The sequence below is a fragment of the Halocynthiibacter sp. genome (assembly GCF_049608145.1).
In the GTDB taxonomy this organism is placed as follows: domain Bacteria; phylum Pseudomonadota; class Alphaproteobacteria; order Rhodobacterales; family Rhodobacteraceae; genus Halocynthiibacter.
On sequence record NZ_JBMYXF010000002.1, the window covers coordinates 39,042 to 57,201 of the forward strand.

21 protein-coding genes are annotated in these 18,160 nt (G+C 54.4%); 16 read left to right on the top strand and 5 right to left on the bottom strand.

Annotated features, from left to right (window positions below; translation table 11 throughout):
• The first annotated feature begins 64 nt into the window (after positions 1–64).
• From ACPGUT_RS01260 to ACPGUT_RS01305, 10 genes are all read left to right on the top strand, one after another.
• Positions 65–985 carry a branched-chain amino acid ABC transporter permease gene (locus ACPGUT_RS01260; RefSeq protein WP_423988425.1) on the top strand — a complete coding sequence of 307 codons (921 nt, stop codon included), beginning with the start codon at positions 65–67 and terminating at the stop codon, positions 983–985.
• Entirely contained in the window at positions 982–1,965 is a 984-nt protein-coding gene (locus ACPGUT_RS01265; protein WP_423988426.1) for a branched-chain amino acid ABC transporter permease, read from the top strand. Before ACPGUT_RS01260 ends, ACPGUT_RS01265 begins: the two co-directional genes overlap by 4 nt.
• Entirely contained in the window at positions 1,958–2,713 is a 756-nt protein-coding gene (locus ACPGUT_RS01270) for an ABC transporter ATP-binding protein (protein ID WP_423988427.1), read from the top strand. The genes ACPGUT_RS01265 and ACPGUT_RS01270 overlap by 8 nt, the downstream gene beginning before the upstream one ends.
• A complete protein-coding gene (locus ACPGUT_RS01275) occupies positions 2,710–3,399 on the top strand; it encodes an ABC transporter ATP-binding protein (RefSeq protein ID WP_423988428.1) in 690 nt (229 codons plus the stop codon). Before ACPGUT_RS01270 ends, ACPGUT_RS01275 begins: the two co-directional genes overlap by 4 nt.
• 1 nt (position 3,400) lies before the next feature.
• Positions 3,401–3,808: an acyl-CoA thioesterase gene (locus ACPGUT_RS01280; protein ID WP_423988429.1), complete on the top strand. Its 408-nt coding sequence runs from the start codon at positions 3,401–3,403 to the stop codon at positions 3,806–3,808.
• Positions 3,805–4,206, top strand: coding sequence for a RidA family protein (locus ACPGUT_RS01285; protein WP_423988430.1), 402 nt, complete (start codon positions 3,805–3,807; stop codon positions 4,204–4,206). The genes ACPGUT_RS01280 and ACPGUT_RS01285 overlap by 4 nt, the downstream gene beginning before the upstream one ends.
• An 82-nt stretch (positions 4,207–4,288) precedes the next feature.
• Positions 4,289–5,020: a competence/damage-inducible protein A gene (locus ACPGUT_RS01290; protein ID WP_423988431.1), complete on the top strand. Its 732-nt coding sequence runs from the start codon at positions 4,289–4,291 to the stop codon at positions 5,018–5,020.
• A complete protein-coding gene (locus ACPGUT_RS01295; RefSeq protein WP_423988432.1) occupies positions 5,017–5,745 on the top strand; it encodes a GNAT family N-acetyltransferase in 729 nt (242 codons plus the stop codon). The genes ACPGUT_RS01290 and ACPGUT_RS01295 overlap by 4 nt, the downstream gene beginning before the upstream one ends.
• A gap of 9 nt (positions 5,746–5,754) precedes the next feature.
• Positions 5,755–6,324, top strand: a complete 570-nt coding sequence (locus ACPGUT_RS01300) for a peroxidase-related enzyme (protein WP_423988433.1) — start codon at positions 5,755–5,757, stop codon at positions 6,322–6,324.
• The gene (locus tag ACPGUT_RS01305) at positions 6,321–7,268 is read left to right on the top strand and encodes an OmpA family protein (RefSeq protein ID WP_423988434.1); all 948 of its coding nucleotides are present in this window, start codon (positions 6,321–6,323) and stop codon (positions 7,266–7,268) included. The genes ACPGUT_RS01300 and ACPGUT_RS01305 overlap by 4 nt, the downstream gene beginning before the upstream one ends.
• A 3-nt stretch (positions 7,269–7,271) precedes the next feature.
• On the opposite strand, the gene ACPGUT_RS01310 is transcribed toward ACPGUT_RS01305, so the two are convergent.
• From ACPGUT_RS01310 to ACPGUT_RS01325, 4 genes are all read right to left on the bottom strand, one after another.
• Positions 7,272–8,177, bottom strand: coding sequence for a LysR family transcriptional regulator (locus ACPGUT_RS01310; protein ID WP_423988435.1), 906 nt, complete (start codon positions 8,175–8,177; stop codon positions 7,272–7,274).
• A gap of 155 nt (positions 8,178–8,332) precedes the next feature.
• Positions 8,333–10,357: an FAD-dependent oxidoreductase gene (locus tag ACPGUT_RS01315; protein WP_423988436.1), complete on the bottom strand. Its 2,025-nt coding sequence runs from the start codon at positions 10,355–10,357 to the stop codon at positions 8,333–8,335.
• 133 nt (positions 10,358–10,490) lie between these two features.
• A complete protein-coding gene (locus tag ACPGUT_RS01320; RefSeq protein WP_423988437.1) occupies positions 10,491–11,141 on the bottom strand; it encodes a DUF6478 family protein in 651 nt (216 codons plus the stop codon).
• A 246-nt stretch (positions 11,142–11,387) separates the two neighbouring features.
• Positions 11,388–11,927 carry a hypothetical protein gene (locus ACPGUT_RS01325; protein WP_423988438.1) on the bottom strand — a complete coding sequence of 180 codons (540 nt, stop codon included), beginning with the start codon at positions 11,925–11,927 and terminating at the stop codon, positions 11,388–11,390.
• A gap of 241 nt (positions 11,928–12,168) precedes the next feature.
• On the opposite strand from ACPGUT_RS01325, the gene ACPGUT_RS01330 reads away from it, so the two are divergent.
• The 3 genes from ACPGUT_RS01330 (at position 12,169) to accD (ending at position 14,065) form a co-directional block, all read left to right on the top strand.
• Complete coding sequence (locus ACPGUT_RS01330) at positions 12,169–12,600, top strand: hypothetical protein (RefSeq protein WP_423988439.1); 432 nt, start codon at positions 12,169–12,171, stop codon at positions 12,598–12,600.
• Positions 12,601–12,603: 3 nt separating this feature from the next.
• Complete coding sequence (locus ACPGUT_RS01335) at positions 12,604–13,059, top strand: lysostaphin resistance A-like protein (RefSeq protein ID WP_423988440.1); 456 nt, start codon at positions 12,604–12,606, stop codon at positions 13,057–13,059.
• A 76-nt stretch (positions 13,060–13,135) separates the two neighbouring features.
• Positions 13,136–14,065 carry an acetyl-CoA carboxylase, carboxyltransferase subunit beta gene (gene accD / locus ACPGUT_RS01340; RefSeq protein WP_423988441.1) on the top strand — a complete coding sequence of 310 codons (930 nt, stop codon included), beginning with the start codon at positions 13,136–13,138 and terminating at the stop codon, positions 14,063–14,065.
• 53 nt (positions 14,066–14,118) lie between these two features.
• Here the strand turns inward: accD and ACPGUT_RS01345 are convergent, their stop codons facing one another.
• Positions 14,119–14,994, bottom strand: coding sequence for an MBL fold metallo-hydrolase (locus ACPGUT_RS01345; RefSeq protein ID WP_423988442.1), 876 nt, complete (start codon positions 14,992–14,994; stop codon positions 14,119–14,121).
• A 120-nt stretch (positions 14,995–15,114) separates the two neighbouring features.
• Here ACPGUT_RS01345 and ACPGUT_RS01350 point away from each other — a divergent pair, with 120 nt between their 5' ends.
• From ACPGUT_RS01350 to ACPGUT_RS01360, 3 genes are all read left to right on the top strand, one after another.
• Positions 15,115–16,032 (top strand): LysR family transcriptional regulator, encoded by a 918-nt coding sequence (locus ACPGUT_RS01350; RefSeq protein ID WP_423988443.1) that lies wholly within the window; start codon positions 15,115–15,117, stop codon positions 16,030–16,032.
• Between the two features lie 104 nt (positions 16,033–16,136).
• Entirely contained in the window at positions 16,137–17,408 is a 1,272-nt protein-coding gene (locus ACPGUT_RS01355; protein ID WP_423988444.1) for a bifunctional folylpolyglutamate synthase/dihydrofolate synthase, read from the top strand.
• A complete protein-coding gene (locus ACPGUT_RS01360) occupies positions 17,405–18,028 on the top strand; it encodes a LysE family translocator (RefSeq protein ID WP_423988445.1) in 624 nt (207 codons plus the stop codon). The genes ACPGUT_RS01355 and ACPGUT_RS01360 overlap by 4 nt, the downstream gene beginning before the upstream one ends.
• Positions 18,029–18,160 lie beyond the last annotated feature (132 nt).

The following is an 18,160-nucleotide window of genomic DNA, read 5'->3' on the forward strand; positions in this document are numbered from 1 at the left end:
TAAACCCGGCCGGGCGGCATAGGCTGCCCGGCCATGCGCATACAAACGCGAACAGGAATTCTCTATGTCACTGGCACTTTTTGCCGAACAGCTGCTGAACGGTGTGCAGTTCGGGGTGATGCTTTTTCTCATGTCTGCGGGCCTGACGCTGGTCTTCGGGGTCATGGGGCTGATCAATCTCGCCCATGGGTCGCTTTACATGGTGGGCGGGTTTCTATGTGCGGCGGTTGCGGCTTACACGGGCTCTTTTGTCCTAGGCCTGATGGCGGCGCTTGCGGGCGCAGCGGCAGCAGGTATGCTGGTCGAAATGCTGGTGATCCGGCGGCTGTATCACCGCGATCATCTTGATCAGGTGCTGGCGACATTTGCATTGATCCTAATTTTCTCGGAAGGCACCCGCTGGATCTTCGGGTCTTTCCCGCTGTTCCTTGATGTGCCCGCTGCACTCTCCGGCCCGGTAAGCCTGCCCTTTGGCATTCAGTACCCCGCCTATCGCCTGATGATCATTGTCGCAGGCCTTGCGGTTGCCCTTGGCCTGTACCTTCTGATCACCCGTACGCGCCTGGGCATCCGCATCCGCGCCGGTGAAAGCGACCGCGAAATGATCGCAGCCCTGGGCGTTGATATCGCCTGGCTTTATACTGTGGTCTTCGCCCTGGGCGCAGCACTTGCCGGTTTTGCAGGTGCACTTGTCGGCGCAATTCAATCCGTTCAGATCGGCATGGGAGAACCTGTTCTGATCCTTGCTTTCGTGGTGATTGTGATCGGCGGCATTGGTTCCGTCAAAGGGGCGCTGATCGGCGCACTTCTGGTGGGCCTGACAGACACAATGGGCCGTTTCCTGCTGCCCCAATTCTTCGCAACCTTCATGGAAAACGCCAGCGCAACCACCATCGGTTCGGCCCTTGCCTCTATGCTGATTTACATCCTCATGGCCGGGGTTCTGATCTTCAAACCACAAGGCCTGTTCGGAGGCGCATCATGATCCGCGAGACCCACCTGAACGCCGCAATCTGGCTGTTTCTACTGATCGTGCCCCTTGCCGCCTGGCAGATGGGCGAGATTTACACCATCACCCTTGCCACCAAAATCTGCGTCCTGGCCCTGGCCGGTGTCGGACTGAACATCGCCCTTGGCCTTGGCGGGATGATTTCCCTGGGACACGCCGCGTTTTTCGGCATCGGCGGCTATGCCATGGGTATTCTCGCCAGCCACGCCCAAAGCTATGCCCCGATCCTGGAACACCCCTTCCTGTTAGAGGGCACAAAATCCATGCCGGTGATCTGGCTGCTCGCGATAATCATGTCCGGCCTGGCTGCGCTGGCCATCGGCGCGCTCAGTCTGCGCACGAATGGGGCCTATTTCATCATGATTACGCTTGCCTTCGGTCAGATGCTTTACTTTTTCGCAATCTCCTGGCCTGCTTATGGCGGCGAGGACGGGCTTGCGATCTATGTACGCAATGAATTTCCCGGCTTGAACACACTGGTCCCGATCCAGTTCTTTGCGCTTTGTTTTCTGATCCTGACTGCCGTGATCTTCTTGTCATCCCGTCTGGAAAATTCCCGTTTTGGTATGGCCCTGCAGGCCACCCGCCAGAACGAGACCCGCACACGCACCGTTGGCCTGACGCCCTATAAAATCCGCCTGATCGCCTTTGTGGTATCCGGCATGATCTGCGGTCTGGCAGGGGCATTATCCGCAGATCTGAACCGTTTCGTCAGCCCGGTCATGCTGTCCTGGCACACATCCGGTGAAATCATGATTTTTGTGATCCTCGGCGGCACCGGGCGCCTGTTTGCCCCGCTTGTCGGCGCGGCGATCTATATCCTGCTGGAACATTTCCTGGGCGGCGTTTCTGATTACTGGCAGATCTTCCTGGGGCTGCTTTTGCTGATGGTTGTGCTGTTTGCGCCGGGCGGTGTGATTGGTCTTCTGGCCAAGCGGGAGGCCGCCCATGACTGATATTCTCGATATTCGCGGCATTTCCAAAAGCTTTGGTGCGCTGAAGGCATCAGACGATATATCGCTGACGTTGAAACCCGGTGAAATCCACGCATTGATCGGCCCCAATGGTGCGGGCAAATCGACCCTGATCAACCAGATCGCAGGTGGTCTGAAACCCGACAGCGGATCTGTGCATTTCGCCGGGCAGGACATCACAACCTTCGCCGCCCCTGCGCGGGCGCGACTTGGGCTGGGACGCACTTTCCAGATTTCACAACTCGCCCCGGAGATGACCGTATTGCAAAATGCGGTGTTTGGCGCACTGGGCGCGGATGGGCGTGTGTCACGCTTCTGGCGACCGGTGATGAAAGATAAGGCCCTGCTGGAGGTCGCACGATCTGCCCTTGAACGGGTCGGTCTGAACCATCGCGCGGGCGATCGTGTTAGCGAGATCTCCCATGGAGAACGCCGCCAGCTTGAAGTCGCCATCGCCCTGACACAAAAACCCAAAGCCTTCCTCATGGATGAACCCATGGCGGGCCTGGGACATGGGGGATCGGAACGTCTGACCACCTTCCTGCGTGAGTTGAAACAAGAGGCCCCGATCCTGCTGGTGGAACATGATATGGACGCAGTATTTGCCCTGGCTGATCGGATTTCTGTGCTGGTGTACGGGCGCATTATCGCGACAGGCATCGCCGATGAAATCCGCACAAACCCAATGGTACGCGAAGCCTATCTGGGCGATGAGGAGGAAAGCGCATGACCCTTCTGAAAGCTGCAAACCTGACTACATTCTATGGCGCATCCCAGGCGCTGTTCGGCGTTGACCTGACAATATCTGAGGGCGAGGTCATCGCCCTGATGGGACGCAACGGGATGGGCAAGACAACCACCATTGCAACCATCTGCCGTATGCTGAAACATCGTGACGGGCTGCTTGAATTTGCGGGGCAAGATCTCGGGCAGCTGCCATCGCATAAAGCAGCGCGTCTGGGCATCGGGCTTGTGCCGGAAGGGCGGCGCTGTTTTCCAAACCTCACCGTCGGTGAAAACCTAATTGCAACCGCACGGCCGGGACATTGGACCACGGAAACCGTCGGACAGTTCTTTCCGCGCCTTGCAGAGCGCCACACCCAAACAGCCAGCACCTTATCAGGTGGCGAACAGCAAATGCTGGCGATCGGACGGGCTTTGATGACGAATCCACGCCTTCTGATCCTGGATGAGGCAACCGAAGGCTTGGCCCCGGTTGTACGGCAGGAAATTTGGCAAGCCATTCATAAACTTAAGTCAGAAACTGGCATGGCTATTCTTGTGGTAGACAAAACCCTGAAAGAGCTGCGTCAGGTGGCAGACCGGGCTGTAATCCTTGAAAAAGGGCGCACGGTTTGGGATGGTGTGATGACCGATTTAACCCATGATCTGACCGATCAGTATCTGGGGGTGTGACATGGCATACACTCGGACGCAAAAGGTCAAATTTAAACACTGCGACCCGGCTGGCATCGTGTTTTATCCACGTTACTTTGAGATGATCAATGACACGGTTGAGGCCTGGTTTGAGGATATTCTCGAACATCCATTCGCGGAAATTCATCCGAAAAACGCGGTGCCAACAGGCGATATTCAGACCCGATTTACTGCCCCTTCCAAGCTCGGTGATATATTGAATATCACTCTTGAAATCCAGCGCATTGGCACCGCAAGCCTTGCGTTACAAATCGAAACGGAATGTGAGGGTCAAGCGCGGTTTATCGCCGCTCTGACGCTCATATATGTGAACAACCAGGGAAAATCAGAAGCCTGGCCTGATGCGCTGCGGGCACGCATCCTGACGGAGATGGAGACAAATCAATGACGAACACAATCATACAGCCAGAAGGGTGGGCCCCGGCAAAAGGCTATGCGAATGGGGTTCTGACAGAAAGTGGCACGCTTTATGTCGGTGGGCAAATCGGCTGGAATGCCCAGCAAATCTTTGAAAAACACGACTTCATCGGACAAATGCAGCAGGCCCTAGAAAATATCCTCGCCGTTGTTGAAACCGCCGGTGGCACGGCTGCGGACATCACACGACTAACCTGGTATGTTATTGATAAAAAAGAATACCTAGCACATCAAAGGGAAGTAGGCGAAACCTACCGTAAGGTGCTTGGGCGCAACTTTCCCGCTATGACAATGGTTGTGGTCGCGGGCCTTGTCGAAGATGAAGCGCAGCTGGAAATCGAAGCCACCGCTGAAATTATCGTCACGTAAATTTCCGTTTCCCTGCGCAGAGGACTTTCTCTGCGGCGCTTCAGGACGTATACCGGGGCAAAAGTTTCTTAAGGAATACGCTATGCCCAATCCTACTGCTGCAATGCTTGTTATTGGGGATGAGATTTTGTCAGGGCGCACCCGAGATGCAAACATGCATCATCTGGCGCAAGTTCTGACAGAAAAAGGCGTTGACCTGAAAGAGGCGCGGGTTGTGTCTGATGATGCGCCCGCAATTGTCAGCGCCATTCAGGCGCTGAGTGGAACTTATGACCATTTGTTCACCTCTGGTGGCATCGGTCCGACCCATGACGACATTACGGCGGATTGCGTGGCAGAGGCCTTTGGCCAGAACATTGACGTGCGAGACGACGCCCGCGCGTTGCTGGCTGCGCATTATGAACGCCAGGGATCAGAACTGAACGAAGCCCGCCTGCGCATGGCCCGTATCCCAGAACATGGGGTGCTGATTGATAATCCAGTGTCTATCGCACCGGGGTTTCAAGTGGAAAACTGTTACGTCATGGCAGGTGTGCCATCCGTATTCCGCGCTATGGTCGACAGCGTCATGCCCGGCCTGACCGGCGGTGCACCATTGCTGTCGGAAAGCCAGCGGTTTCTTGTAGGTGAAGGTGATATAGCAGCACCTCTTGGCAAGCTGGCGGAAGACAACCCGGATCTGTCTATCGGGTCTTACCCGTTCCACCATGAAGGGCGCTATGGCACAAACATCGTGATCCGGGGTAACGATGCAGACGCCGCAAAATCCGTGATGGATGTATTGCGCAACACATTTGCGGGGAACCTTCTATGACCACAGTCGACGTATATGCCCTTTATGATGTCTGCGAAGAAACTTGGCCGCCCGCCGCACGGGAATGCACGCCGAAAGGATGGTTTATACGTGACGGCGCGGGTGGCGGGCAGCGGGTCTCTGCAGCAACGGCTGTAAACCCTGGTGAAGTTCCCGATATTTCAGAGGCTGAGGGAAAAATGGAAACCCTAAGCCAAACGCCACTTTTCATGATCCGCGAAGGCGAAGACGCGCTTGATCGGGCACTTGATGCCCGGGGGTATGCGATCAAAGATCCTGTCACTCTCTGGCTAGCTGATATTGATGAAATTGCACAAGAAGATGCCCCGCGCATGTCTGCCTTCACCGTATGGCCACCTGTTGGCATTATGGAAGAGCTTTGGCTTGAGGGCGGAATTGGCCCTGCGCGGATTGATGTGATGCGCCGTGGCTGTGAACCCAAGACCAGTATTTTCGCCCGCACAAATGACAGGCCCGCCGGTGTTGCTTACATCGCGATCCACAACGACATTGCGATGTTGCACGCCCTTGAAATCACGCCTTCCCAACGCCGCAACGGCAGTGCAGGACGTGCCCTGCGCAAAGCGGCCACCTGGGCAAAACATCACGGGGCAAAGTATTTTTCTGTGATTGTGACACAGGAAAACCAGGGGGCAAATGCGCTCTATTCTTCCCTGAACATGCGTTCTGTGGGACAGTACCATTATCGCGTGAAATCCAAGTAAGGCCACATCATGACAGACAAACCCGTAACCGCCCTGGATCTGCCCATGGTCGACCCGTTGCCCGAAGCGACCGCAAAGTATTTCGATATCTGTCAGGATAAACTGGGCCTGATCCCAAATGTGCTGCAGGCCTACGCCTTTGACATCGACAAGCTGAACGCCTTCGCTGCACTGTACAACGATATGATGCTGGCGGATTCCGGGCTGAGCAAACTGGAACGTGAGATGATCGCGGTTTGTGTGTCCTCGATCAACAAATGCCACTACTGCCTTGTTGCCCATGGTGCTGCTGTGCGTGAACTATCCGGCGATCCACAACTGGGCGAAGCGCTGGTAATGAACTGGCGGGTGCTGGATCTACCGGAACGTCAGTGGGCGATGCTGGAGTTTTCCGAGAAACTGACAAAATCCAGTTCTGAAGTGGTTGAAACCGACCGCCAGAAACTACGTGATGTGGGCTTCAGTGAACGGGATATCTGGGATATCGCTTCGGTTGCCGGATTTTACAATATGACCAACCGGATTGCTTCGGGCACCAAAATGCGCCCGAATAAGGAATACCACGCGAGCCATCGATGAAATCAATTCCTAAACGTCTGCTCATATGTGCTGCTGGCCTGTTTCCTATGGCAGGCCATGCATTTACCCCTAAGTTTCCACTACCAGCACAGCTAAGCGCCAGTGAAACATCGGATTTGTCCAGTTTCAACCTGGTGACTGGTGCGTGGGTTGATGGGGGAATACCAGCAATTGCCCTTGAAGGCGGGGTCAGCAAACAGGCTTGGCGATTGCCCAGTTCTGAACTGACCAGCCTTCAGATATTGGACCCTCTGCGACGACAACTCGAAAACGAAGAATTTTCCCTTGTCTATGAATGTGAAACCGATGCCTGTGGTGGCTTTGATTTTCGTTTCGCTGCGGATGTATTTCCGGAACCCGGGATGCATATCGACCTGAATGATTTCCGATTTCTATCTGCCAGACGCACCTCAGACGCAGGCACCAGCGAAGCCCTAACAATCATGATCAGCCGCACCAACGATACAGGTTTCGTTCAGATCAACCAGTTGGGCGCGGCGGGATCAATTGCGATTTCGTCAGGCGAGGCTGGCACAGTCGCCCCGATTATATCGCCTGTCATCTCATCAGATCTTGGCCAGTCGCTGGAAACGGTCGGCCACGCTGTTCTGGAAGCCGTGCAATTTCGCAGCGGCGGTGCAGAACTGGCCCAATCCGGCATTTCAACATTGGGTGCTCTTGCTGACTACCTGAAACAAAACCCCGCACGTCAGGTCACGCTTGTTGGGCATACCGATGCCGTGGGCAGCCTTGACGCCAACATCGCATTGTCAAAACGCCGGGCCCGTTCTGTCATGCAATATTTGACGCAGGAACTTGGCGTCAGTGCCTCTCAGGTCGCGGCGGAAGGGGTCGGATATCTTGCACCGCGTGCCAGCAATTTGACGGATGCAGGTCGGGAAGCAAATCGACGGGTTGAGGTTACTCTGACATCCACCGAATAGCCCTTACCAGTGGTCAGGACCGTTCCGCACAAAAGCCTCTGCCAAGAAATCAATAAAGGCGCGAACCTTGGGTTGGGTGAACCGACCCGGGGGATAGACAACATAGATGCCCTGAGTTTCACAGGGAACAGCTGGGATTGCTTTAACCACCAGCCCCTTTTCCATCGCATCAGCATATAGAAAACTTGGCAACCAAGCGATACCAAGGCCCGAAATCGCCGCATTCAGCAAAGATTGCCCGTCATTCACCGACAGCCAGCCCGACGTCCGGACCTGTCGCTTTTCCCCGGTTGGTGCCGTCAGCTGCCAGACTGCAGCGGAAGAATCGCCAGCATAGTGTAACAGTTTATGGTCATTCAGGTCATCTATCCTGGCCGGCTGCCCATATTGCTTAAAATAGTCCGGCGCGCCCACCATACACAGGTTTGTTTCAGCCAGTTTGCGCACCCGCAGGGAACTATCATCCTGTTCACCGATCCGCACCGCAAGGTCAAACCCTTCGCTGATCAGTTCAACATACCGATTATTCAGTTCCATATTCACGTTGATATCTGGGTACTGGCGAAGAAACTTGCCAATTATTGGGGACAAATGATTCACGCCGAAATCTGTCGCCACTGAAATCTGTAGTTGTCCCGCTGGCGCAGATTGCATCGAAGTCACGATTGAATCCGCTTCACTGGCATCATTCAGAACCCGCCGGGCGCGGTCATAATAGATCAGGCCAATCTCAGTAGGGGACACACGCCTTGTGGTTCGGTTCAAAAGACGCGCGCCCAACCGGGCCTCAAGTGACGAAACATGTTTCGAGACCGCAGATTTGGAAATTCCCATTTTTCGGGCTGCGTCGGTGAAGCCGCCCTGGTCAACGACCATAGCAAAAGCTTCCATTTCAGTTAGTCTGTCCATTTACCTGCCTAAGCTTTACCCCAAGGCATATTCTATGCGATGAATTCGGGCAGGAATGGGTCAAGCGCCGGACATTACCGTGATATTATGTTAACGGTGTCGAAAATTTTCCTTAAAATTCAACACGAGCCCCCACAATAACACCACACATCTCTTCATAATCCGACAGCAAGGCGAACCCCTTGGTTAATTGCCCGCTTCGCATCAAGCTCTGAAGCGACGTCCGCGCCACCAATGACATGGCAGGATTTACCCTTTGCCTCAAGCGCGTCCGCCAGGCTGCGCTCAGGAAGCTGTCCCGCACATAATACGATTGTATCCACTGCAATCAGCCGCGGGTTTTCCCGCGCTTCACCATCAGAAACGTGCAACCCGTCGGCGTCGATACGTTCATAGTTCACACCGCCTACCATTTTCACACCCTTCATCTTCAACGTTGCACGATGAATCCAGCCGGTGGTTTTCCCAAGGCGCCGCCCCGGTTTTTCCGCCTTGCGCTGCAACAGGGTTACCTCTCGCTCTGGCGCATCTGGTTGGGCCCCTTCTGGATGCAAACCACCGCGTGTATCCGAAGGATCCCCCACACCCCACTCCGCTTTCCACGCTTCCAGATCTTCAGCCGGGCTATCCACTGTCACCAAAAATTCGGACACGTCAAACCCTATCCCGCCAGCACCAACAACAGCCACACGTTTGCCCACCGCGGCCCTGTCACGCAGCACATCAATGTAGTTCACAACATTTGGCCCGTCCTGCCCCGGGATCTGAGGATCGCGTGGGGTAACGCCCGTGGCGATAATCACCTCATCCGCCCCATCAAGATCCTGTGCAACAACATCTGTATTCAGACGTAAATCTACGCCAGCTTTTGACAACATGGTTTCAAACCAGGCCACCAGGCCGTGAAACTCTTCCTTGCCCGGAACTTGTTTTGCCATATTCAACTGTCCGCCAACCTGCCCGGCCCGGTCATATAGCGTCACTTGATGTCCGCGTTCAGCCGCTGTGATGGCTGTCATCACACCCGCAGGGCCAGCCCCGACAATCGCGATGTTTTTCGGGTTTTTCGTCGGTGTGATCTCAATCTCGGTTTCATGACAGGCCAACGGGTTCACAAGACAAGTGGTCAGTTTGCCCGCGAAAGTATGATCTAGGCAGGCTTGATTGCAGGCAATACAGGGCGCAATTTCAGCCCCACGCCCCTCAGCCGCTTTATTAACAAAATCTGGATCCGCAAGGAAAGGTCGCGCCATCGAAATCATATCCGCGCACCCATCAGAGAGAACCTCCTCACCCACCTCTGGCGTATTGATCCGGTTCGATGTGATCACCGGGATGGATACTTCACCCATCAGCTTTTTTGTCACCCAGGAAAAAGCGCGGCGCGGCACAGATGTGGCAATTGTTGGAATCCGCGCCTCGTGCCAGCCAATGCCTGTGTTGATGATCGTCGCCCCTGCGGCCTCCACGGCCTTTGCAAGGGTCACCACTTCTTCCCACGTCTGCCCATTCGGGATCAGATCGATCATCGAAAGGCGATAAATCAGAATAAAATCAGTGCCCACAGCTTCGCGCACCCGTTTCACCACCTCAATGGGCAAACGCATGCGTTTTTCAGGGCTTCCCCCCCATTCATCTTCTCGTTTGTTGGTGTGCGTGACCAGAAACTGGTTCAAGAAGTATCCTTCTGAGCCCATGATCTCTACACCATCATAACCCGCATCACGCGCGCGGCAGGCAGAGGTCACGATATCCGCAATCTGTTTCTCGATCCCAACCGCATCTAGTTCCTTTGGAGGGAACGGAGAAATTGGGGATTTAACAGGCGAGGGTGCCACACATTCGGGACTGTATGCATAACGTCCGGCATGCAGAATTTGCATGACAATTTTGCCGCCTTCGCCATGCACGCGGTCCGTGACACCACGATGGTTTGCGATGTCTTTGTCAGAAAACAGCCCACCGGCACCAGGAAATACGCCGCCTTCAGCATTTGGAGCCATGCCACCGGTCACAATCAGCCCGGCACCACCCCGCGCCCGGGCCGCATAGAATTCAGCCACCCTATTCCAGTCACCCCGTTCTTCCAGATTGGTATGCATTGATCCCATCAACACACGATTTTTCAGTGTCGTAAAGCCGAGATCAAGAGGGGCAAGCAGGCGCGGATAGCTGGTCATTGGCGTTTCCTTTGTCGTTCAGGGCAATCTGCGCCGAAACGAACGCCCTGTCACCCCGGACGCGGCGTTAACCTAAACGTTAACGTCACGCCCGCGGGGATGTCAGCAATTGGAATATGCCTAAAACAGGCCCTTACAGTTCAGAACGCGGTCGATGGATCATCCGTGCATTTTGCAGGGTAAACGTCTTACCGGAAGGGTCTTCAAAGATCAGATCAAGCCAAATCTTTTCAACACGCTTCACGTTCAGCTGTGTATAGGCCAGATCAAATTCCGCACTGATCGTGCCGCTGCCTGCTGGCACATGCTGCAGAACCTTTTCGGTGTTCGGGCCATGTTTGATATTCAGACGGGCATAGATTGAGATACCGGCGTCGCATTCAACATCTGCTTCCAGACGGAACAGATGTCGTTTTTGCATATCACGGACCGCAGTATCTGGTAAATCCAAGGCCAAAGACAGGAAGCTGCCAGAAAAATCACCGACTTCAAACTGAACTGCGAAGGGGGACACTGGTTTATTTGACGAATTACCAACCTGCGAAACCTTAAGATCGCGCTGTGCACAATCGTGGAAGACAGATGCGCAGGTTCCGATGCGCTGCCCGGTTTCACATTTGTCAAATACATCAGGTTCTATCGTGCCAGCCCAGAGATCAGGCCGCCACATCCAGTCTGTGCCAAATGGTGTACCGGGGATAATTACGGGTTGCGCCGGGACCGCCAGGACCGGTGCAGGTGGTTTTCGGCGTGATGGCCGAAAAACAGATAACAAAAAGCTCATGATGCTACTCGATGGTTTAGTTGACATGTTCTAAGATCACACCCGCTTTTAAATCTGCCTGTTGCGTATGCGCAGAATTCTGGAACGACCATCTTATGTTTGATTTTCGACCAGAAATCAGCATCGCATTTTTATTTTTGACAAATCAGCCTGTTTATAATTATTCCGGCTGGACCCTGTATCTAGTTTTGCCCAAATTGTCCGTAAAATGCAACCTGGCTTTAGGTGTAATTTTTCGTACAATGTTCACTTTCTGGTGTTACGCCGCATAAACTGGTGAAATACCTGCTCCGACGCGGCCTCATCGCCCTCAAAACCTGATGCCGGGTAGAACTTTAATGCGGCAGTATGCCCGGAAATTGTCGTCATTCCCAACCAAATCCAGGAACTTAAACCCGGATCCGTGTTCTGTGTTTCTTCTGCCAGAAGCCAGTAATATCCTGAACGGGCGCTGCCACTATCATGTATTTCAACCGGGTTACTCATTCGGCGCGCAATCAAACGACCTCCCCGATCTGAACGGAAAAAGTCATCCATTGATGTCAGATCATGTACGCTCTCGGCCTCTTTTGGCATCACAGTCGCCGTCAGAATGCCGCGCACAGCAGGGGACTTTGCAGCATCAAAACCAAGCCCTTGGCAGCTTGCGAATATCAGAACAGGTGTCCGCGCGTCCGTTTGAGAACTTGCCGTATCAAGGCAATACCCGGAAGGGGCGGACAGGCTGATTGCGCCATCAAACAGTGCCACACGCCCGGAACCCTGTTCAACTGACGGCACTGTCATACATGCAGACAACCCGAAAATCAGTCCAAGCACCGGAACCAACCCGGCCTTTTTACCCCATAGCGGAAAAAACAAATTTCAGGCCCCCAACAACCACTGCGTTCCAAATATATCGGCGTGCAAATACGCTTCAGCCCTGCCAGAGACAAGTGCATTAACCTCTGCCAGTCCCAGTCAGGTGATACAGATTGCAACTCACACTGGAACAGGGCACTGTTTGTGCAAAATATACAGGTCCGCAATGCATTACCCATATTATGAAACTCTGCTGGCCCCTGCCCGGCCCAAGGCCCAGATTTGGCGCCTGATTATCGGCCTTATTTTGGGAACCGTGATCTATTATGTCGGGGTTCTTTATACGGTCAGCTCCCTCATGCAGGTCATGCAGATGTCCACGGCAGAACTGACCGCAACCTTTGATGTGGTCGACACTCCTTTCTGGACCGGCGTTATGCTGTTTTCGTTCATTTTCATGGGACTGCCTGTCTTTCTGGTCACTGAAATCTTGCACAAACGCCGGTGGACCACTTTGTTTGCGCATTGGCAGGTTGAAAAGCGTGTATTTCTTGTGGTCACCTTGACGCTTATCCTGCTTGCCATCGCGCTGGAACTTTTGCCCCCTTGGAACCTTGGTCTTTTACAGTCGAACCCACAGTTGAATTTCAGCAACTGATTGATGCTTCTGCCGGTTGCAGCCCTGGCCGTTCTGGTTCAAACCAGTGCCGAAGAACTGGTCTTTCGCGGTTATTTCCAAAGCCAACTTGCCGCCCGGTTTAACAGCCCTCTGGTCTGGATGTTGATCCCCTCCGCTATTTTCGGTCTTTTACATTATGATCCCGACACCTGGGGGAATGGTGCGATTTGGCCTGTTCTTTGGGCGTTTATGTTTGGTCTTTGCGCTGCGGATCTCGTCGCGCGCAGTGGAACCTTATCCGCCGCCATTGCCCTGCATTTTGTGAACAACCTGTATCCGCTGGTTTTCGCGGCCTTCCCCGATAACCTAAGCGGATTTGCGCTGTTTCACCTGCCCTGGACCAGCGAAGAAATGCTGGAACAGAACCCAATGCTGCTGACAGACTTCCTTTTTGTGCTGTGTAACTGGCTTATGGTGCGGCTTGTATTGCGGCGCTGATTGCAATTTCTCTTACGACAGCGTATTTCATGACAAACCGCCGGTATGGCAGAGCAAGATCAGACAGAGAGACCCTATGAACTGGATTTCAAACTACGTTCGTCCAACGATTAACTCGTTGTTTTCCCGTCGTGAAACACCGGACAATCTGTGGATCAAATGCAAAGAATGCGGCACGATGCTGTTTCACCGCGAAATGGCCGAGAATCTGAACGTCTGTTCTGAATGTGACCACCACATGGCGATCACACCACGTGAACGTTTCACGGCACTGTTTGACGGTGGCGTCTTTGCAGAAATCGAAGTGCCTGCCGTCACTGCTGACCCACTGCAGTTTAAAGATCAGCAGAAATACCCTGATCGCATGAAAGCCGCGCGCAAGAAAACCGGCGAACACGAAGCGATGTTGGTGGCAGAAGGTGAAATTGGGCGCACCCCGATTGTTGCCGCCTGTCAGGATTTCTCGTTCATGGGGGGATCCATGGGCATGTATGTCGGCAACGCCATTCTGGCCGGTGCCGAACGTGCTGTGAAACTGAAACGCCCGTTCGTTCTGTTCTCTGCCGCTGGTGGCGCACGCATGCAGGAAGGTATCCTGTCCCTGATGCAGATGCCACGCACAACCATCGCCGTTGAAATGCTGCGCGAAGCAAAGTTGCCTTATATCGTTGTCCTGACCCACCCCACCACCGGTGGTGTTACCGCATCTTACGCGATGCTTGGGGACGTTCAGATCGCAGAACCAAACGCACTGATCGGCTTTGCAGGTGTGCGCGTGATCGAACAAACCATCCGCGAAAAACTGCCCGAGGGTTTCCAGCGTTCAGAATATCTGCTGGATCATGGTATGTTGGACCGCGTGACACACCGCAAAGATATGCGAGATGAGTTGATCACAATCACCCGCATGCTGATGGGTCTTGGCCCGGCAATCAAAGGCGATCTGCCAAAGCCTGCAGCAGAAGAAATCTCTACGGAAACGTCCGAAGAAAAAGCGGCAGAGTAATCCCGCCGCTTTTCCAAAGTTTCAGACCCGGGCCTTCGCTCGGGTCTTTTCGTTTACGGCCAGGACCGTTCGCCCATGATCACTGCCGCGCCGATTTCCAGGGAACTGTTCACCGCGAAATCTGGGTATGACGCCTGCATGGCCGCAACCAGTTCCTCAGAGTTCGCCGCTTCTGCTGCCGCTGCCTCAAACGCCACAACATAGCTGCGGGTGAAATCAACGATGCTGGTGTCTTCCGCGCTGTCGCCAACGGAATGGCCCGCGATGATGCGTTTCGGGTTCAGGGCTTCGATCTGATTCAGCGTCGCGCGCCAGTCATCGCGGCTTTCAGGCGTCTGTGTGTCTGACATCCAGACGTGCTGGTTCTCGTACAGCGGCACACCGCCCAGAACGGTTTCTTCACCCGGCACCCATAGGAATGTGTGCACCGGATCATGGCCATCAAGACCAATGATCTGCACACTCTCGCCATCCACAGTCAGGCTGTCGCCTTCAAAGACTTCCGGCACAATCAGATCCTGCGGGGCATTATCCCCAAGGATCGGCCCCCAAAAATCATTTTTCAACTGAATGGTCGCCTCAATACCCTTAACGGTGGATGGTGTGGCAATGATCCGGGCGTCCGGGAACGCTGCGTGAATGGCATCAACACCGAAATAAAAGTCGGGATCCTTGTGACTGATATAGACCGTGGTCAGGGTTTTGCCAGAGGCACGGATCATCTCGACCAGCTGGTTTGCATCATCACGTTCAAATTGCGCATCCACGAGCATGATTTCCGTGTCGCCTTCGATCAGGCTGGACGCCACCGGAAACAGGCTGCCCTCATTCGGGTAAAATGCCGTGATCGACAGATCAGCAGCGTGGGCCGCACCGGCGAATCCCATGAAGGCAATGATTGAGACCAGATTTTTCGTTGAATTTTTCATTGGATTTTCCCTTTCATTGAACCACAGAAGTGTGGCGTGTTCTTGAACAGAACTTAGGAATGTGTGATTGTCACCTAAAGACACAAGATTAAGACATATCGTCAGTGAAAAGATGACACTATGGACCGGATAAATCTAAATCGTCTCGAATATTTCGTGACCATCGCGGAAGCCGGCACAATCACCGCCGCCGCGGAAAGATTGCGCATCAGCAAAGCCGTGGTCAGCAAACAATTGCAATTGCTAGAAGCCGAATTGGGCGCAACATTGATCATCCGCAATTCGCGCCATCTGAAACTAACGGAAACAGGCGAACAGTTTTTCCAATCCGCCCGTGCCGCCATACAACAAGCAGAAGCGGCCTGCCAAATTGTGCAGCAAGGGCACGATACCCCGTCGGGTACATTACGGATCACAGCCCCCCTTGATCTTGGAAAAGATTACGTAGGCCCGGCGATCGCAGCATTTCGTCAAGCCTATCCAGCCGTGACAATTGACCTGACCATCAGTGATCAAAAATTGGATCCCGTTGACGCCCGCTTTGACATTGCCTATCGCGCGGGCTGGCTTGAGGATTCAGGAAATATCGCGCGCAAGCTGGCAGAGTTCCAACAATACATCGTCGCAGCCCCGGCGCTGTTGGCTGCACATTCGACGCCCACCACCCCCAATTCACTGCATGAACTGCCTTTCATTGAACATCGGGCCTTGGCGACCCCCTGCGATTGGACCCTTGTCAAATCGGCCGAAAGCACCACCAAAGTCTCGCTAAAGGCCAGCATTTCTGCCGACGTAACCCCCGTGATCAAGAACATTGCCGTCTCGGGTGCCGGGTTTGCGATACTGCCAGATTTCTATGTGTTGGACGAGCTTCGCGAAGGCAGCCTCATTCGTCTTCTACCCGACTGGGATCTGCCCCGTGGCGGGGTGTATTCAGTGTTTCCCCCTGCGCCGTATCGATCTGCCGCCACCAAGGCTTTTGCAGAGATGTTTCGTCAAATGTTCCAAGCCAGGCTTGCAGAGTTCCGACAACAGTAACTGTCGCTTCTGACCAGCAAGACGGCTGATACAAACGACATGAACCTTCCCTTTTCTGCCAGTCTGGTGCACAGAGCGACAAATCCGCAAACACAGGTGTGACTATGGCCCAGACATCCGATCTTATCCTTGAGCGCATGATGGCGCTGCACCCGAAAATCATTGACCTGACACTGGATCGTGTCTGGCGTCTGCTAGCGGCGCTCGATAATCCGCAGGAAAAACTGCCCCCGGTCATCCATATCGCGGGCACCAATGGCAAAGGGTCAACCCAGGCCATGATCCGTGCTGGACTGGAAGGCGCTGGCAAATCTGTGCATGCTTATACATCGCCGCATCTTGCCCGGTTTCATGAACGTATCCGCCTAGCGGGCCAGCTGATTTCCGAAGAACATCTGACGGAAATGCTGGATGAATGCTACAATGCCAATGGTGGTGAAAGCATCACCTATTTTGAGATCACCACTGTTGCAGGCCTGTTGTCTTTTGCCCGTAACAAGGCCGATTACACCTTGCTTGAGGTCGGCCTTGGCGGGCGTCTGGATGCAACCAATGTGATCACGCCGGAACTGTCGGTGATCACCCCGATTTCCATCGACCATGAACAATTCCTAGGCGACACGCTGACCAAGATTGCAGGCGAAAAAGCCGGGATCATCAAGCGCGGCGTGCCTGTGGTGGTTGGCCCCCAGCAGGAAGAGGCCATGGATGTGATCGAAGCCACCGCCGCACGCCTTGGCACGCCGATGATCGCCCACGGTCAACATTGGCATGTGTCTGAGGAACGCGGGCGTCTGATTTATCAGGATGAAACCGGTCTGCTGGATCTGCCTCTGCCCGCGTTGCCTGGTGCACATCAGATTGAAAATGCCGGTGCCGCCCTTGCCGCCCTGCGTCATCTGAACGTGGCTGAGGCTGCTTACGAAGCCGCGATGAACAACGTCACCTGGCCCGCCCGTATGCAGCGCCTGAGTGAGGGCACATTTCAGGCCCGTGTACCCAAGGCCGAGCTTTGGCTGGATGGAGGCCACAATCCCGCCGCCGCCGACGCCCTTGCAAAACATCTGGGCAATCTGCCGAAACGCCCGCTGCATCTGATCTGCGGCATGCTAAACACCAAAGATGCCTCTGGTTATATGGGGCCTCTGGCGAAAGTCGCAGACAGCCTGACAGCCGTGTCCATTCCCGGCGAGCCAAACACATTGCCCGCGGAAGAAACCGCTCGTTTCGCAGCCGCGGCCGGAATGAAAACTGACACCGCAGAAGATGTGGACAGCGCGCTGAAAAAGCTTGCAGAAACCGACCCAACTGCGCGTATACTTATCTGTGGTTCGCTTTATCTGGCGGGCGAAGTCCTGCGGAGAAATGAAACATGATCCCCTTTGAAACCCTGACGCTATTTTTCGGCGCATCCGTCATGCTGGCCCTCGCGCCTGGGCCGGACAACGTCTTTGTGCTGACGCAATCCGCGATGAACGGGCGTGTGGCCGGGTTGTTTGTGACCCTGGGCCTCTGCACCGGCCTGCTGTTTCACACAACCGCCGTGGCCCTGGGCGTGGCGGCGATTTTTCAAACATCTGAGATCGCCTTCACCCTGCTGAAATTCGCGGGTGCGGGATATTTGCTATACCTTGCTTACAAAGCCTTCCGCGCGGGCAGCACCGCGATTGAGGGCGAACGGGCAGAGACCAGCCTGAAATCGCTCTATCTGCGCGGGCTGATCATGAACATCACCAACCCGAAAGTCGCGATCTTCTTCCTAGCCTTCCTGCCGCAATTCGCCCGCCCGGAATTCGGCCCGCTGATCCCGCAACTGATGATCCTTGGCGCGGTCATGGCGCTTTCCACGATCTTGGTCTTCGGCAGCGTGGCCATTGGCGCAGGATCGCTTGGAGACTGGCTGAAAGCCCGCCCTTCCGCGCAGATCTGGATCAATCGCGTTGCTGGTCTGGTCTTTGTGGGTCTGGCAGCGAAACTGATCACGGCACAGAGGTAGATTGCCTTGTACTCCAACAGAGCACTGTTCCGCCTGCGAACGCTACCGAGAAGGAAACTGCGTGGACCTGCTGCTGAGAGCGTTACTGATATTTCAACACATGATAGCTATATCCTGAAATCGCAAAGGAAT

Excerpts from the sequence above, each read along its gene's own strand:
- ACPGUT_RS01260 (WP_423988425.1), top strand. The coding sequence starts at position 65 with ATGTCACTGGCACTTTTTGCCGAACAGCTGCTGAACGGTGTGCAGTTC.
- ACPGUT_RS01265 (WP_423988426.1), top strand. The coding sequence starts at position 982 with ATGATCCGCGAGACCCACCTGAACGCCGCAATCTGGCTGTTTCTACTG.
- ACPGUT_RS01270 (WP_423988427.1), top strand. The coding sequence starts at position 1,958 with ATGACTGATATTCTCGATATTCGCGGCATTTCCAAAAGCTTTGGTGCG.
- ACPGUT_RS01275 (WP_423988428.1), top strand. The coding sequence starts at position 2,710 with ATGACCCTTCTGAAAGCTGCAAACCTGACTACATTCTATGGCGCATCC.
- ACPGUT_RS01280 (WP_423988429.1), top strand. The coding sequence starts at position 3,401 with ATGGCATACACTCGGACGCAAAAGGTCAAATTTAAACACTGCGACCCG.
- ACPGUT_RS01285 (WP_423988430.1), top strand. The coding sequence starts at position 3,805 with ATGACGAACACAATCATACAGCCAGAAGGGTGGGCCCCGGCAAAAGGC.
- ACPGUT_RS01290 (WP_423988431.1), top strand. The coding sequence starts at position 4,289 with ATGCCCAATCCTACTGCTGCAATGCTTGTTATTGGGGATGAGATTTTG.
- ACPGUT_RS01295 (WP_423988432.1), top strand. The coding sequence starts at position 5,017 with ATGACCACAGTCGACGTATATGCCCTTTATGATGTCTGCGAAGAAACT.
- ACPGUT_RS01300 (WP_423988433.1), top strand. The coding sequence starts at position 5,755 with ATGACAGACAAACCCGTAACCGCCCTGGATCTGCCCATGGTCGACCCG.
- ACPGUT_RS01305 (WP_423988434.1), top strand. The coding sequence starts at position 6,321 with ATGAAATCAATTCCTAAACGTCTGCTCATATGTGCTGCTGGCCTGTTT.
- ACPGUT_RS01310 (WP_423988435.1), bottom strand. The coding sequence starts at position 8,177 with ATGGACAGACTAACTGAAATGGAAGCTTTTGCTATGGTCGTTGACCAG.
- ACPGUT_RS01315 (WP_423988436.1), bottom strand. The coding sequence starts at position 10,357 with ATGACCAGCTATCCGCGCCTGCTTGCCCCTCTTGATCTCGGCTTTACG.
- ACPGUT_RS01320 (WP_423988437.1), bottom strand. The coding sequence starts at position 11,141 with ATGAGCTTTTTGTTATCTGTTTTTCGGCCATCACGCCGAAAACCACCT.
- ACPGUT_RS01325 (WP_423988438.1), bottom strand. The coding sequence starts at position 11,927 with ATGACAGTGCCGTCAGTTGAACAGGGTTCCGGGCGTGTGGCACTGTTT.
- ACPGUT_RS01330 (WP_423988439.1), top strand. The coding sequence starts at position 12,169 with ATGCATTACCCATATTATGAAACTCTGCTGGCCCCTGCCCGGCCCAAG.
- ACPGUT_RS01335 (WP_423988440.1), top strand. The coding sequence starts at position 12,604 with ATGCTTCTGCCGGTTGCAGCCCTGGCCGTTCTGGTTCAAACCAGTGCC.
- accD (WP_423988441.1), top strand. The coding sequence starts at position 13,136 with ATGAACTGGATTTCAAACTACGTTCGTCCAACGATTAACTCGTTGTTT.
- ACPGUT_RS01345 (WP_423988442.1), bottom strand. The coding sequence starts at position 14,994 with ATGAAAAATTCAACGAAAAATCTGGTCTCAATCATTGCCTTCATGGGA.
- ACPGUT_RS01350 (WP_423988443.1), top strand. The coding sequence starts at position 15,115 with ATGGACCGGATAAATCTAAATCGTCTCGAATATTTCGTGACCATCGCG.
- ACPGUT_RS01355 (WP_423988444.1), top strand. The coding sequence starts at position 16,137 with ATGGCCCAGACATCCGATCTTATCCTTGAGCGCATGATGGCGCTGCAC.
- ACPGUT_RS01360 (WP_423988445.1), top strand. The coding sequence starts at position 17,405 with ATGATCCCCTTTGAAACCCTGACGCTATTTTTCGGCGCATCCGTCATG.